The 14982-nt window shown below is 69.3% G+C and carries 14 protein-coding genes; 12 read left to right on the top strand and 2 right to left on the bottom strand.

The features are described 5' to 3' along the window. Positions 1 to 26: 26 nt before the first annotated feature. Positions 27 to 1361, bottom strand: a complete 1335-nt coding sequence (locus tag AB0L64_RS04905; RefSeq protein ID WP_363707766.1) for a dipeptidase — start codon at positions 1359 to 1361, stop codon at positions 27 to 29. 119 nt (positions 1362 to 1480) lie between these two features. Here AB0L64_RS04905 and AB0L64_RS04900 point away from each other — a divergent pair, with 119 nt between their 5' ends. Continuing rightward, entirely contained in the window at positions 1481 to 2416 is a 936-nt protein-coding gene (locus AB0L64_RS04900) for a hypothetical protein (protein ID WP_363707764.1), read from the top strand. On the opposite strand, the gene AB0L64_RS04895 is transcribed toward AB0L64_RS04900, so the two are convergent. Beyond that, a complete protein-coding gene (locus tag AB0L64_RS04895) occupies positions 2413 to 3822 on the bottom strand; it encodes a serine/threonine-protein kinase (protein WP_363707761.1) in 1410 nt (469 codons plus the stop codon). The genes AB0L64_RS04900 and AB0L64_RS04895 overlap by 4 nt on opposite strands. A gap of 109 nt (positions 3823 to 3931) precedes the next feature. On the opposite strand from AB0L64_RS04895, the gene AB0L64_RS04890 reads away from it, so the two are divergent. The 11 genes from AB0L64_RS04890 (at position 3932) to AB0L64_RS04840 (ending at position 14942) form a co-directional block, all read left to right on the top strand. After that, positions 3932 to 5149 (top strand): hypothetical protein, encoded by a 1218-nt coding sequence (locus tag AB0L64_RS04890; protein ID WP_363707759.1) that lies wholly within the window; start codon positions 3932 to 3934, stop codon positions 5147 to 5149. 66 nt (positions 5150 to 5215) lie between these two features. Beyond that, positions 5216 to 6361, top strand: a complete 1146-nt coding sequence (locus AB0L64_RS04885) for a hypothetical protein (protein WP_363707757.1) — start codon at positions 5216 to 5218, stop codon at positions 6359 to 6361. A gap of 55 nt (positions 6362 to 6416) precedes the next feature. Further along, a complete protein-coding gene (locus AB0L64_RS04880) occupies positions 6417 to 7154 on the top strand; it encodes a metallophosphoesterase family protein (protein ID WP_363707755.1) in 738 nt (245 codons plus the stop codon). Positions 7155 to 7171: 17 nt separating this feature from the next. Further along, a complete protein-coding gene (locus tag AB0L64_RS04875) occupies positions 7172 to 8302 on the top strand; it encodes a histidine kinase (RefSeq protein WP_363707753.1) in 1131 nt (376 codons plus the stop codon). 180 nt (positions 8303 to 8482) lie between these two features. Further along, on the top strand, positions 8483 to 9697 hold the full coding sequence (fdhA, locus tag AB0L64_RS04870) for a formaldehyde dehydrogenase, glutathione-independent (RefSeq protein ID WP_363707751.1): 1215 nt from the start codon (positions 8483 to 8485) through the stop codon (positions 9695 to 9697). Between the two features lie 93 nt (positions 9698 to 9790). After that, a complete protein-coding gene (locus AB0L64_RS04865) occupies positions 9791 to 9982 on the top strand; it encodes a hypothetical protein (protein WP_355699727.1) in 192 nt (63 codons plus the stop codon). Between the two features lie 28 nt (positions 9983 to 10010). Beyond that, on the top strand, positions 10011 to 10754 hold the full coding sequence (locus tag AB0L64_RS04860; protein WP_363707749.1) for a LytTR family DNA-binding domain-containing protein: 744 nt from the start codon (positions 10011 to 10013) through the stop codon (positions 10752 to 10754). A 16-nt stretch (positions 10755 to 10770) separates the two neighbouring features. Then, positions 10771 to 11151, top strand: a complete 381-nt coding sequence (locus AB0L64_RS04855) for a hypothetical protein (protein ID WP_363707747.1) — start codon at positions 10771 to 10773, stop codon at positions 11149 to 11151. A gap of 21 nt (positions 11152 to 11172) precedes the next feature. Continuing rightward, positions 11173 to 12711: a cation acetate symporter gene (locus tag AB0L64_RS04850; protein WP_355699724.1), complete on the top strand. Its 1539-nt coding sequence runs from the start codon at positions 11173 to 11175 to the stop codon at positions 12709 to 12711. Positions 12712 to 12966: 255 nt separating this feature from the next. After that, positions 12967 to 13299: a DUF485 domain-containing protein gene (locus AB0L64_RS04845; RefSeq protein ID WP_359936996.1), complete on the top strand. Its 333-nt coding sequence runs from the start codon at positions 12967 to 12969 to the stop codon at positions 13297 to 13299. A gap of 11 nt (positions 13300 to 13310) precedes the next feature. Beyond that, the gene (locus AB0L64_RS04840) at positions 13311 to 14942 is read left to right on the top strand and encodes a cation acetate symporter (protein ID WP_363708095.1); all 1632 of its coding nucleotides are present in this window, start codon (positions 13311 to 13313) and stop codon (positions 14940 to 14942) included. Positions 14943 to 14982: the final 40 nt, after the last annotated feature.

Genomic DNA, 14982 nt, shown 5'->3' with positions numbered 1-14982 from the left:
AAACTGTGGGTCGCCGGAAAGCCCGATCACGCCTGGTTGGCCAGGTTCTGAAGGAGCAGGGCCTCCGCGAGGCAGACCTTGCGGAACTCGGCGAGGTGCAGACCTTCGTCGATACCGTGCGCGCGGGTGTCCGGGTCCTCGACGCCGGTGACCAGGATCGTGGCCTCCGGGAAGGCCTGCTGGAACTCCGCGATGAACGGGATCGACCCGCCCATGCCCATGTCGACGGGCTCGACGCCCCACGCCTCCTGGAACGCCGACCGGGCCGCTTCGTACCCGGCGCCGCGGGCGTTCACGCTGCACGGCTGCCCGGTCTGGCCCTCGGTCACGGTCAGCTGCGCGCCCCAGGGGACGTTGCGCTCCAGGTGCTCGGTCAGCGCTGCGCTCGCCTTCACCGCGTCGTCGCCCGGGGCGACCCGCAGGCTGATCTTGGCGCGGGCGACCGGGATCAACGTGTTGCTGGCCTCGGCCACCGACGGCGCGTCGATTCCGACCACGGAGATGGCCGGCCGCGTCCACAGCCGGTCGACGAGCGAGCCCGTACCGGTCAGGCGGACCGAGTCGAGCACCGAGGACTCCGCGCGCAGCCGGTCCTCCGGGTACGTCACATCCGCCGCTCGGGAGGCGTGCAGACCGTCGACAGCGACGTCGCCCTTGTCATCGTGCAGCGTGGCGAGCAGCCGGATCAGCGCCGACAGGGCGTCCGGGATCGGGCCGCCGAACAGGCCGGAGTGCACCGCGTGCTCCAGCGTCCGGACCTCGACGTACGTCTCGACCAGGCCGCGCAGCGAAACGGTGAGGGCCGGCCGGCCGACCTCCCAGTTGCCGGAGTCGGCGATCACGATCGCGTCCGCGGCGAGCTCCTCGGAGTACTCGTCCAGCAGCTGCAGCAGGGTCGGCGAGCCGATCTCCTCCTCGCCCTCCACGAACACCGTCACGCCGACCGGCAGGTCGTTGCCGAAGGCCCGTACGGCGGCCAGGTGCGCCGCGATCCCCGCCTTGTCGTCGGCGGCGCCCCGCCCGTACAGCCGATCGTCGCGCTCGGTCGGCTCGAACGGGTCGGAGGTCCACTGCTCGACCGGACCGGTCGGCTGCACGTCGTGGTGCGCGTACAGCAGTACGGTCGGCCTGCCGGCCGGGGCGGGCTTCTTCGCGATCACCGCCGGCGCGCCGTCGCCGACCCGGACGATCTTCGCCGCGAAGCCCTCCGCCTCGAACAACGCCGCGGTCGCCTCCGCGGACCGCTGGACGTCGGCCGCACGGGCGGGGTCGTAGCTGACCGAAGGGATCCGGATGAGGTCCTCGAGGTCGGCACGGACACTGGGCAGAACGCGGTCGATCGCCGCGGACAGATCGGTCATGCGACAACCGTACGGCGTCCGTTCGGCGAACCGACGCCCAGTCAGCCCTCGCGCGTTACTTATTGGCGATCTACTCTGAAAATCTCGTAGGTTTTCGCCCACAACCGAAGAGGATCATCATGGTCAAGCGCCCCCTTGCCATCGTCATCACGGTCCTGGCCGCGGCACTCACGGCGGCCACGCCGGCGCACGCCGCGATCAGCTGCGACACCTCCACGAGTGGAGGATCGACCTTCTACGACGGACCGTCCGCCTCGTACAAGTACGACGCCCGGTTCAGCAACAGCGCGAGCATTCCCAACCTCGGCACGCACACCCCGCAAGGCGCCGGTACTTGGTACAACTGGGACGGCTCCGGCAAGAACCTGATCCTGATCGGGGCGTACCGCGACGGAGCCGACTCGCAGATCTACGGCATCGACCCGTCCACCGGCTCGACGGTCGGTGTCGTCGCGATCGCCGAGTCCCACGTCGGCGGGATCACCGTGAGCAAGGGCTGGGCGTTCGTGTCCGGCCAAGGCAGCAGTATCCGCAAGTACCGGCTGACGGAACTGCGGGACGCGTTGAAGGCCGCTGGTACGCCCTACCTCGCGCAGGTCGGTACGGCGCGCGACGTGGCCGGGTCGTCGTTCATGGGGAGCTACGGGGACTCGTTGTTCTCCGGGACGTTCAACGCGGACGGCCGCGGGACCATGTACGAGTACAAGATCGCGGACGACGGCACGCTGACCACGGTGGCCGGCGCCTGGGAGATCCCGACGAAGACGCAGGGGCTGACGGTCACCGCCAACCACTTCATCTACAGCACGTCGTACGGACGCGGGAACCGCAGCAACATCTACGTGGTGAAGCGCGGCCAGAAGGACCTGGACGCCGCGGCGCTCAGCTGCTTCCGCGCCCCCAGCATGACCGAGGGCATCACGGAGCTGAACGGGACGGCATATCTGGTCTACGAGTCCGGCTCGTACCTGTACGCGTCGGACCCCGCCACGCTGAACGTCATCCCCAGGATGCACAAGGCAACCATCTCGTCGCTGACGTCGCTGGTCCCTTAGGAGCCGTACTTCGCGGAGCCCAGCACTTCCTGGCGCTGCTTCGGGTTGTCGTCGCGGACCTGAACCCGAAGCAGGGTCGTGTCGTTCACCTTCTGGTACTGCTCGATGACGGTTGGCACGTCGTTGCAGTTGTATCTGAAGGTGGCGACATTCCCGGACGTCTCCGGGGTGCTTCCGGTGCAGCCCTCAGGAGGGGTAGCGGTCGTCGGCAGCTCGGTCGCGTTCACCAAACCCACGAAGACGCCCTCGGTCTCCGGATCGGTCCGCCAGGTCGATGTGTTCGTGCTGACCAGCAGCGACTGGTCACCCGCAGCCTGCTGGCCCCAGTGCCGTGGGACTACTACGGACAACTGTCCGCTCTCCACCTTCACCGGGCGTGTGAGGACGTACTGGTAGCCGCCGTAGCCGCCGGCCGCTGCCAGCACGACCGCCGCGAGCACTGTGAGGACACCGGCCCGCCGACCACGCTTGGGCTTCACGGCGACGGTGGACTGGTTTGCGCTGGCTAGTGCGGTGGCTTGGTCGACCGGGCCGGTGGCGGCGGCCGGGGTGGGCATGTCGGCGGCCGGCACGAGACCCGGTGGGACCTTGCCGGTGGTGTGGGCCTCGCGGAGGGCGTTGAGGAAGCTGTCGAGGTCCGGCCAGCGCTTGTCCCGGTCCGGCTCCAGGGCGCGCCGTACGACGACGTCGATCGCGTCCGGCACGTCCTCGCGCAGGGTGGTCATCGAGGGCGGCGGTGCGTCGATCTGCATCACGGCGCCGAGGCTGACGACGCCGTGCGGCGCCTGGCCGGTGAAGGCGGCGTACGCGACCGCGCCGAGCGAGTACAGGTCGGCGCGGTGGTCCAGCCGCTCGCCCATGACCTGTTCGGGAGCGACGTACGCCGGGGTGCCGCCGGGCATCGTGATGCGGGACACCTCGGCGAGCGACTTGCCCAGCCCGAGGTCGGACAGCATCGCGCGGTCGCCGCTCGGGTCGGTGCGGAACAAGACGTTGGCCGGCTTCACGTCGCGGTGCAGGACGCCGCGCGCGTGCAGGTGCTTCAGGCCGCGGCCGACCTGCGTGATGATCCGGACCGCCTCGGCGAATTCGAGCGGGCCGGCCTTGATCCGGTCCGCGAGCGTGCCGCCGTCGGCGTAGGTGAGCACCATGAACGGGCGGCCGTCGTCGGCCTCGCCGATGTCGTGCACGCCGACGACGTACAGCGAGTCGACCCTGCGCAGGAACCGGCCCTCGGCCAGGAACCGGCGGCGGACGTCCTCGTCCTCGACCCAGTTCTCGGACAGGATCTTGACCGCGACCTCGGCGTCGAGCTGCTCGTCGCGCGCCAGCCAAACGGTCGCGAAACCTCCGGCACCCACCCGGCGGACCAGGGAGTACCGGCCGATCCGGGGTGGCTGGTCCATGGCGTAATTATGCTCGATCCGTTCTGCGACCCGTTCGCCGCACCGAACAAACCGGCCGCCCGCGACGTCAGAAGGGCAATTCATGGGGGACGACGGAGGGGGCCCGCCGATGCGGCACACGAACAGGCGGCTGGTGATCGTGGTCAGCGCGATCGCGGTCGCGGCGGTCGCGATCGGCGGTGCGCTCGCGTATCGCACGGGTCCTGCCGAGGCCGAGGGCCTGGCCGCGCCACTCAGCGGCTCGCCGTCCCCGAGCCCGACGCCCACTCCGGCTCCGACTCCGACACGGGCCGCGAGTCGCACACCGATCGTGAGCCGGACGCCGTCCGTGCCGCCGCCGACCGCCAAGACGTCCAGTCCCCGCGCGACGGCCACCGGCCCGACCAAGGTCACGCTGACCGTGAGCAAGCTGTCCGAAGGCCGTGAGCCGCAGGTGCCCTACCTCGTCGACCGCGAGGTCCGCGGCGGGTCCGGCTCCGTGGTCAAGCTCCCGGGCACCGGCGGGGTGATCGCACTGGGCCGCCTGGACGCGGACGTGCTCGCGATCGTCCAGGACGGGAACGACGGCACCGAACTGCTCAAGACGCAGAACGAGAAGGTCGTGCGCCGTACGCCGGGTGTGAGCTCGCTGGTGACCACCCGCGACCAGTCGGCGGCGGCCTACGCGGTGGCTCGGATCAGCTCGATGGGCCAGGCGGTCAAGGGCGGGACCGTGTATGCCGAGACGACCAGCTCGCTCAAGTCCCTGAAGCTGCCGGACAGCTGGAACCTGCAGGTACTCGCCTTTGCCGACGGCAAGGTCTACTACCGGGCCGCGAGCAGCGAGGACGGAGCCTGGACCTTGTACTCCTGGACGCCTGGTGCGGCGGCCGGCGTCAAGGTCAAGACCGTGGTCTCACCGACGGCCGTGTCCGCCAACGGCCGGGTCGCCGCGTCGATGGGAACCCTGAACGACAGCGGCAGCTGCTCCAGCATCGTCGAGGTCGGCAGCGGGCGGCAGCTGTTCCGGACCTGCGACAACCAGGTGTCGGGGTTCACCCCGGACGGCAGTACGGCGATCGGCGGATCGGCGTACGGCGACGGGTACTGCGACACCGTGCAGGTCGCGCTCGACGTCACCACCGGCAAGCTGATCCGGGAGTGGAAGGGCTGTTTCCACCAGTCGGTGGCCGAGGACGACCAGCACGTGCTGATCGTGGCCGTGGCCTCCGGTGGCGGCGGCGACCCGGGGACGAAGAGCGCGATCATCCGCTGCACGATCACGACCGGCGCCTGTGAGCTCGCCACCTCGATCAGCACCGACAAGGCGCTGCGGATCGGCACCTGATCCAACCAACCGGAGCCGTCCGGCGTCGAAGAGGTGGACAGACCGACAACGGACAGGAGCGTGTCGATGCGGCACACGAACAGGCGACTCGTGATCATCGTCGCCGCGATCGCCGTCGCCGCGGTGGCGACCGGCGGGGCACTCGCGTACCGCCAGGGACCGCGCACGGCCGCCACCGCCGACGCGGCCCCGCTCTCCAGTTCGCCGACGCAGTCCGCGACCACCGAGCCGACGAGGACCACGGCCACGCCGAAGCCCTCGAGCCCGTCGAGCGGCGCCCCTGCCGGGCCGGTGAAGACCAAGATCGACCTGCAGAAGCTCACTACCGGCCGCGCGCCACAGGTCGCCTACCTGGCCGGCCGCACGATCCGCGGCGGCGCCGGCGGCGACGTCAAGGTTCCAGGAACCGCGCAGATCCAGGAGGTCGCACGGCTGCGCTCGTCGGCCCTCGCCGTGGTCACCAAGGGGTACGGCACCGAGATGCTGACGATCGACTCCGAGGGCAAGGTCACGCGGCGGACGCCGGACGTCACCCAGATCTCCACCACCGAGGACAGCACGGCCGCGGCGTACGTCGCGACGCAGCTGAAGGACACCGGAGAGGACCTGCCCGGGGCGACCGTCTACGCAGAGAGCGACAGCATCCACAAGGTCACCGTGCCGGGCATCTGGAACACCACACTGCTCGGTTACCTCAACGGCAAGGTCTACTTCGACGCGTCGACCACCCAGGAGGGCACGAGCAGTCTGTACGAGTGGACGCCCGGTCAGCCGGCGGCCACGCTCGTCAAGCCGATCCCGAAGGCGATGGCAGTGTCCAGCGTCGGTACGGCGGGTTCGCTGACCACGCTGTCCGACCAGAACAGCTGCAGCAGCCTCCTGACCGTTCCGACGGGCAAGCGCCTGTGGCGTACCTGTGACTACCAGATCGTCGGTTTCACACCGGACGGCGCGACCGCGATCGCCGGCCCGATCTACCAGGACGGGTACGGCAACGGCATCGCGGCGGTGCTGGACGCCAAGAAGGGTACGCTCCTGCACGAGTGGTCCGGCGTGTTCCGGCAGTGGGTCCCGGAGGACGACGAGCACCTCTTGCTGCTTGCCGACAACGGCGAGGGCACCGCGGCGTCGATCGTCCGCTGCACCATCTCGACCGGAGCGTGCGAGCTGGCCACACCGCTCGCCAAGGGTGACCTGCTGATCGGCGCCTGATCTGCCCTGGGCAGATCATCCTTCGATACAAGGCTCTACGCGGCAGACTGCAGCTATGACAACAGTTGCTGTCCTGGCTGACATCCATGGCGTGCTGCCTGCACTTGAGGCGGTCCTGGCCGAGCCTGATGTCCAGGCGGCGGACAGGATCGTGCTGGCCGGGGACATCGCCAGCGGGCCGCAGCCTGTCGAGACGTTGGATCTGCTGACGACGCTGGGCGACCGGGCGGTGTGGGTGCGCGGCAATGCGGACCGGGAGCTCGTGGAGATGGCTCGCGGGCAATTCGACAAGCAGCCGCCCGACGCGGTGAGTCCGTGGGCTGCTGAGCAGCTGAGGCCGGACCAGATCGAATTGTTGGCCGGACTGCCGACGACGGTGACGATCGGGGACGTGCTGTTCTGCCACGCCACTCCGCGCGACGACGAGGAGATGGTCCTGGTGGACAGTCCGATCTCTCGGTGGGCCGAGGTGTTCAGCGGGCTGCCGGACGACGTCAGGACGGTGGTCTGCGGGCACACGCACATGCCGTTCGCACGACAGGTCGACCGGCGGCTGGTGGTGAACGCCGGCAGCGTCGGCATGCCGTACGGCACCCCTGGTCCGAGTTGGGCGCTGCTCACCCAGGACGGCGTACAGCTGCGCCGTGCACCGCTGGACGCAACCAAGGCTGCGGAGCGGATCGTCAGCGAGTCGACGTACCCGGGACGGGCGGAGTGGGTCGACGAGTACCTCCTGCACACCTACTCCGACACGGAGGCGCTCGAGGCGTTCAGGCCGCGCGCTCAGGCCTGAGCGGTTACCGTCATGGAGTGTTCACGCGCCGGCGGAAGCATTTCGGGACTCCGGCCGACAAGGCGACATACGCGACCCTGCATACCGCCTCGTTGGCCAGCCCGCACCTGCGCGAGGGCCTGACACCCGCCGCGGCGGGCAAGGCCAGCCGGCACCTGAGAGACCTGCTGGGTACGGCGGCCATCGCGATCTGCGACTCCTCCGGCGTCCTGGCGTGGGACGGCGTCGGCGGACAGTACGAGAGCAACCATCGCCGCGACGCCAAGGACCTCGCCGCGGTGACGCTCCGCTCCGGCCGGACAGCAGTCCTGGGTGCGCACGACGTGGCCTGCGGCGACCCGCAGTGCCCGATCCGTGCTGCCGTCGTGGCGCCGATCGTGACCGAGGAGCGCGTGGTCGCCGTACTGGTCGCATACAGCAACAACACCTCCGCGGCGCTCGTCAGAGCGACCGAGGAGGTCGCCAGGTGGGTCTCCGGTCAGGTGGAGCTCGCAGAGCTCAACAAGGAGCGCACCCGCGCCATGGAGGCCGAACTGCGCGCACTGCGCGCTCAGATCAGCCCGCACTTCATCTACAACGCTCTCGCGGCCATCGCCTCGTTCGTCCGCACAGACCCGGAGCGGGCGCGTGAGCTCGTGCTGGAGTTCGCAGATTTCTCCCGCTACGCCTTGCGGCGTGGTGGCGAATTCACCACGCTCGCAGACGAGCTCCGCAACGTCGAGCGCTACCTGGTGCTGGAGCAGGCCCGCTTCGGCGACCGTCTCAAGGTGTCGCTGCAGATCGCTCCCGAGGTGCTGCCGGTGGTCATCCCGTTCCTGGTCGTCCAGCCGCTGGTGGAGAACGCCGTACGGCACGGATTGGAAGGTACGACGGGGGTCGGCCACATCACGATCCGCGCCCGGGACCAGATCAACGAGGCGGAGATCAGCGTCGAGGACAACGGCTCCGGCAGCGACCCGGAGGTCATCCGGGCGGCCCTGGCCGGCGAGTCGGGCAGTGACTCGGTCGGCCTCGGCAATGTCGACGCCCGGCTGCGGCAGGTGTACGGCGACGCCTACGGGCTGGTCGTGGAGACCGCCGTGGACGCAGGCACCAAGGTGACCTTCCGGATCCCCAAATACTCTTCAGGCGTGCACGCCTCGCCGTAGAGTGCTTTGTTTCGTTGACGGTTCTGGCCGGTCGGACTAGCGTCGGCACCATCCCCCCGCTGACATCGACGGGGCAGGCGACGACCGGATCGCCTTGTCTCTCCCCATGGCGATCGCGGCCCGCGGTAGTGGACGTTTCCACCGTCGCGCGGTGGAAGATCCTGCAGAAGAGGGGCCCTCATGCCAGGAAACAGGGCAGTCATTTACAAGGGACCAGGCTCCGTGGCGGTCGAGACCATCGACTACCCGACCCTGGAACTCAAGGACGGGCCGGGGGTCAACCCCGCGAACGTCGGCCGGCAGGTTCCGCACGGCGTGATCCTGAAGGTCGTAGCGACCAACATCTGCGGCAGCGACCAGCACATGGTCCGCGGCCGGACCACCGCACCGCCCGGTCTCGCGCTCGGCCACGAGATCACCGGTGAGGTGGTGGAGGTCGGCCGGGACGTCGAGTTCATCAAGACCGGCGACCTGGTGTCGGTGCCGTTCAACATCGCCTGCGGGCGGTGCATCAACTGTAAGGAGGGCAAGACCGGAGTCTGCCTGAACGTGAACCCGGACCGGCCGGGATCGGCGTACGGCTACGTCGACATGGGCGGCTGGGTCGGCGGTCAGGCGGAGTACGCGCTGGTGCCGTACGCCGACTGGAACGTGCTGCGGTTCCCCGACAAGGACCAGGCGATGGAGAAGATCCGCGACCTCGCAATGCTGGCGGACATCTTCCCGACCGGGTACCACGGCGCGGTCACCGCCGGCGTCGGCACCGGATCCACGGTGTACGTTGCGGGCGCGGGCCCGGTCGGACTGGCTGCGGCCACGGCCGCACTGCTGCTCGGCGCGGCGGTCGTCATGGTGGCGGACCTGCAGAAGGACCGGCTCGACCAGGCACGTTCCTTCGGATGCGAGGCGATCGACGTGTCCCAGGGCGATCCGAAGGACCAGATCGAGCAGATCCTCGGTGAACCCGAGGTCGACTGTGCGATCGACGCCGTCGGGTTCGAGGCGCACGGCCACGGCAGCGACGCCCAGGCCGAGCGGCCGGCGACGGTGCTGAACACCGTCATGGACGTCACCCGGGCCGGTGGCGCGGTCGGCATCCCGGGCCTCTACGTGACCGGTGACCCCGGGGCCAGTGACGAAGCAGCGAAGACCGGTTCCCTGTCGATCCGCCTGGGTCTCGGCTGGGCGAAGTCGCTGTCGTTCACCACCGGGCAGTGCCCGGTGATGCGCTACAACCGCCAGTTGATGCAGGCGATCCTGCATGATCGGACGCAGATCGCGAAGAACGTGAACGCCACCGTGATCTCGCTCGACGACGCACCCCAGGGGTACGCCGAGTTCGACAAAGGCGCGGCCCGCAAGTACGTGCTCGATCCGCACGGAATGATCAAGTAGCCGGCAGCGCGGCGGGAGCGGGCACCAACCGGCTCCCGCCGGCGCCGAGGCTCCGGACCATGACCGAGCGCCTGCCATGACCGAGCGCCTGCGATGACCAGCGACAGCCGGCTGGACCTCGAGTTCGCTTACACGAGCCACGACGACTCGTGCAAGGACCTGTACTCGCCGTACTACTACTGCCGCCGGCCGCGCGGGCACGACGGCGTACACGCCGCGGGCTACGGCTCGCACCGGCTGCGTTGGGAACACCGTCCCGACCACCCACCGCGCATGCTTACGTAGAGGCCGCTCGTCTTCTAGTGTTCGCTGTATGGCCGACACTCCCCTGCGTGCGCTGGTCGCCGACGACGAGGAGCCTGCCCTGGCCGAACTGGTCTACCTGCTGCAGCAGGACCCCCGGATCGGCTCCCTCCGGACGGCCTCGGACGGAGCCGAGGCGCTGAAGATCCTGCAGGACACCGACCTGGACGTGGTGTTCTGCGACATCAAGATGCCCGGTCTGGACGGGATCGACCTGGCCCGGGTGCTCTCGAAGTTCGCCAGCCGCCCGCAGATCGTGTTCGTGACGGCGTACGACGAGCACGCGGTGGCGGCGTTCGACCTGGAGGCCACCGACTACGTGATGAAGCCGGTCCGGCAGGAGCGCCTGGCCGAGGCTGTCCGCCGCGTCGTCACCCAGGGCGCCCCGGTCGGCCTGCAGTCGCCGGAGGAGTCGGACGACGAGGTGATCGCCGTGGAGCTGGCCGGCGTCACCCGGTTCGTGCAGCGCTCCACGGTCCGGTACGTCGAGGCGCAAGGCGACTACGCCCGCCTGCACACCGGCCAGAACTCACACCTGGTCCGTATCCCGCTCAGCACGCTGGAGGAGCGCTGGCGGGACGCCGGGTTCACCCGCATCCACCGGAGCACCCTGGTCGCCCTGCAGCACGTGGACGAGATGCGGGTGGACGGCGGCCGCTGCTCGGTCCGGGTCGGCGAGGACTGGCTCCCGGTCAGCCGCCGGCACACCCGCGAGCTGCGTGACCTGCTGGTCCGCTCGACCTCACTGAAGTGACTGAGGCCGAGCAGACATGAGTACGCCGGAAGGACCGCGCAGGGTCCGCGTCACCAGCCCCCGGACCAGCGCGGCCCGGCGGCCGATCATGCCCACCGGCACGCGGGAGATCGACGAGCAGACCCGTCTCGGCCAGGTCTACATGCAGTCGCTGATCCAGTCCCAGCTCCGGCTCACGCTGGCCGTCATCGGCGGCGTCGTACTCGTCCTGGGCAGTATCCCGCTGCTGTTCTGGCTGGTCCCGCCAGCCCGCACGCTGTCCGTCGTCGGACTGCCGCTGCCGTGGGTGATCCTCGGCATCCTGGTGTACCCGGTGGTGTACGTCGCCGCGCGCATCTACGTCCGCAACGCCGAGCGGATCGAGGCCGAGTTCACCGAGTTCGTGGGGCGGCAGTAGATGCCCGCCGGGAGGCACTGAATGTCGCCGGCGCTCAGCCTCACCGCGATCGGCCTGGTCGTCGTGGCGACGATCGGGATCGGGCTGTTCGGTCTGCGGATCTCCCGAACCACCAGCGACTTCTACGTCGCCAGCCGCGCGGTCAGCCCGCGCTGGAACGCATCGGCGATCAGCGGCGAGTACCTGTCGGCCGCGTCGTTCCTCGGCGTCGCCGGGCTGGTCCTGGTGAACGGCGCCGACATGCTGTGGTTCTCCGTCGGCTACACCGTCGGCTATCTGATGCTCCTGGTCCTCGTTGCCGCTCCGCTGCGCCGGTCCGGTGCGTACACGTTGCCGGACTTCGCCGAGACCCGTTTCGAGTCTGCCGCCGTACGCCGGATCTGCGCCGGGCTGGTGGTCGGTATCGGGACGCTGTACCTGCTCCCGCAGCTGCACGGCGCCGGGCTGGCGGTCCAGACGGTCACGGGTGCACCGCCTCAAGTGGGCGCGGCGATCGTCGCGGTGATCGTGGTGATCAACGTGGCCGCGGGCGGCATGCGGTCGATCACGTTCGTCCAGGCCTTCCAGTACTGGCTCAAGCTGACCGCCCTGGCGACGCCGATCTTCGTCATCCTGCTGATGTGGCACCAGCCGGTCGGCGTCCTGGACTCGTTGCACGGCGCCGCCGCCGAGTGGGCCGAGCCCTTGTCGCGCGCGGGCGGCCGCGACCACCCGCTGTACGCGACCTATTCGTTGCTCCTGGCCCTTTGTTTCGGGACGATGGGTCTTCCGCACGTCCTGGTCCGCTTCTACACCAACCCCGACGGGCGCGCGGCCCGGCGTACCACCGTCGTCGTCCTGGCGCTGCTCGGGCTGTTCTACCTCTTCCCGCCGATGTACGCCGTCCTCGGCCGGACGTTCGCGCCGGACCTCGTCACGACCGGCGGAGACACCGTCGTCCTCGAGCTGCCCGGCCGGGTTTTCCCTGGTACCACAGGGGATCTGCTCGGTGCGCTGGTCGCGGCGGGTGCGTTCGCGGCGTTCCTGTCGACGTCGTCGGGGCTGACCGTCGCGATCGCCGGAGTGATCGACCAGGACCTGTTGCGCAGCCGGCTGCACCGGTGGACCGGCGGCGACTACGTCGCGGTGAACAGCTTCCGGATCGCGGCGCTGATCTCGATGATCGTGCCGTACCTGGCGTTCACGGTGACCGGGTCGCTGAGCCTCGCGGACACCGTCGGACTCGCGTTCGCGGTCGCCGCGTCGACGTTCTGCCCGCTGCTGGTGCTGGGGATCTGGTGGCGGCGGATGTCGACGACGGGCGCCGCGGCCGGCCTGGTCGTCGGCGGGATCGCTGCCAGCGCGGCCGCGCTGGTGAACGTGGCCGGCGCACCGCAGGGCGGCTGGCCGCGGGCGCTCGTCGGTCAGCCGGCCGCGTGGACGATGCCACTCGCCTTCGTCACCGTCATCGTCGTCTCCAAACTCACCCCGCACCGCATCCCGGCCGGGGCCGCCCGCTCGATGGTCCGGCTGCACACACCGGAGGCCGTCGACGTCGACCGCGGGCTGCCGTCGCGATGAAACCGTTCGTCGTGTGATTCCTACCGCTCACCGCAGTTCAGCGATCCACCGAGCGACTGGTGTGCTCCGCTGAGCGCTCGACGCGCGTTGGTGCTGTCGGGCGGGGCGTGACGCGGGCCACAGTACGGGGCACAGCCGGCTCCAACCGCCCGGCGATCCCCCGTCTTGGAGGTCCCACGTGAATGAGCGTAGCGAATTCACCGACAAGCACAGCGAGTGCCACTCATCGGCGCCCGCAGCGAAGCGAGGACGGCGATGAGTGACATGCGCGATCGCGAGCTGACGACGTACCGGGATGTCCAGTTGTCACCGGACTTCTCCGAGTTGCGTCGCCGCTTCCGGCGCTTCGTGTTCCCGATGACCGCTTTGTTCCTGGTCTGGTACTTCGTCTACGTCCTGCTCGCCGACTACGCCCACGACTTCATGTCCACCAAGGTCGCCGGCAACATCACCGTCGCCCTGCTGTTCGGGCTCGGGCAGTTCGTGTCGACGTTCGCGATCACGATGATCTACGTCCGCTGGGCCGACCGGCGGATCGACCCGGACGCCGAGAAGTTGCGCCACCAGATCGAGGGAGAACCGCAGTGACCGCCCCGCTGATGTTGCCGCTGGCAACCGACATCGGTAACCCGACCGTCAACTTCGTGATCTTCGGCCTGTTCGTGGTCGCCACCCTGGCGATCGTGTTCCGGGCGTCGCGGAACAACAAGACCGCGGCCGACTTCTACGCCGGCGGCCGGTCGTTCACCGGCCCGCAGAACGGCATCGCGATCTCCGGCGACTACCTGTCCGCCGCGTCGTTCCTCGGGATCGCCGGCGCGATCGCGCTCAACGGGTACGACGGCTTCCTGTACTCCATCGGCTTCCTGGTGGCGTGGCTGGTCGCGCTGCTGCTGGTCGCCGAGCTGCTCCGGAACACCGGCCGGTTCACGATGGCCGACGTGCTGTCGTTCCGGCTCAAGCAGCGGCCGGTCCGGATGGCGGCCGCGATCTCGACCCTCGGCGTCTGCTTCTTCTACCTGCTGGCGCAGATGGCCGGCGCCGGGGGTCTGGTCGCCCTGCTGCTCGGTGTCTCCGGGCGGACCGGGCAGAGCCTCGTGATCGCGGTGGTCGGCATCCTGATGATCACCTACGTGCTCGTCGGCGGCATGAAGGGCACCACCTGGGTCCAGATCGTCAAGGCGGTGCTGCTCGTCATCGGCGCCGGGATCATGACGATCTGGGTGCTGGCGAAGTACACCTTCAACCTGTCCAGCCTGCTCGGTGCGGCGGTCGACAACAGCCCGGCGGCCGGCGAGAAGCTGCTGAGCCCGGGCCTGCAGTACGGCGCCACCGGCATCACCAAGCTCGACTTCGTCTCACTCGCGCTCGCGCTCGTCCTCGGCACCGCCGGCCTGCCGCACGTGCTGATGCGGTTCTACACGGTGCCGGACTCCAAGGAGGCGCGGCGCAGCGTCAGCTGGGCGATCTGGATCATCGGCATCTTCTACCTGTTCACGCTGGTCCTCGGGTACGGCGCCGCCGCGATCGTCGGCCCGGACGCGATCAAGGCGGCCCCGGGCAAGGCGAACTCGGCCGCGCCGCTGCTCGCCTTCGAGCTCGGCGGCGAGGTGCTGCTCGGCGTCATCTCGGCGGTCGCGTTCGCGACGATCCTGGCCGTGGTCGCCGGCCTGACGATCACCGCGAGCACGTCGTTCGCGCACGACATCTACGGCCAGATCATCAAGAAGGGCCAGATCAGCGGCGACGGCGAGGTCCGGGTCGCGCGGTACACCGCGGTCGTGATCGGCATCGTCGCGATCATCGGCGGCATCTTCGCGAACGGCCAGAACATCGCGTTCCTGGTGGCGCTCGCGTTCGCGGTCGCGGCCAGTGCGAACCTGCCGACGATCCTGTACTCGCTGTTCTGGCGGCGCTTCAACACCCGCGGCGCCCTGTGGAGCATCTACGGCGGTCTGTCCTCGACGATCATCCTGATCGTCTTCAGCCCGGTCGTCTCCGGCAAGGTCGACGCCAAGACCGGCAAGAGCCTGTCGATGATCACCGACACCAGCATCGACTTCCACTGGTTCCCGCTGGACAACCCCGGCATTGTCTCGATCCCGCTGGCGTTCCTGCTCGGCTGGCTCGGCACCGTGACCAGCAAGGAGCAGGTCGACGTCGACCGCTTCGCCGAGATGGAGGTCCGCTCGCTGACCGGCGCCGGCGCCGAGAAGGCGGTCCAGCACTAGAGACCTGTCAGGCAGGCCCTGCTGAACCGACGCGGACCTG

Origin of the sequence: Kribbella sp. NPDC051936, assembly GCF_040680955.1 — a bacterium.
GTDB lineage: Bacteria > Actinomycetota > Actinomycetes > Propionibacteriales > Kribbellaceae > Kribbella.
The sequence above is the reverse complement of the archived record's forward strand: the minus strand, read 5'-3'. Positions and strand labels throughout refer to the sequence as shown.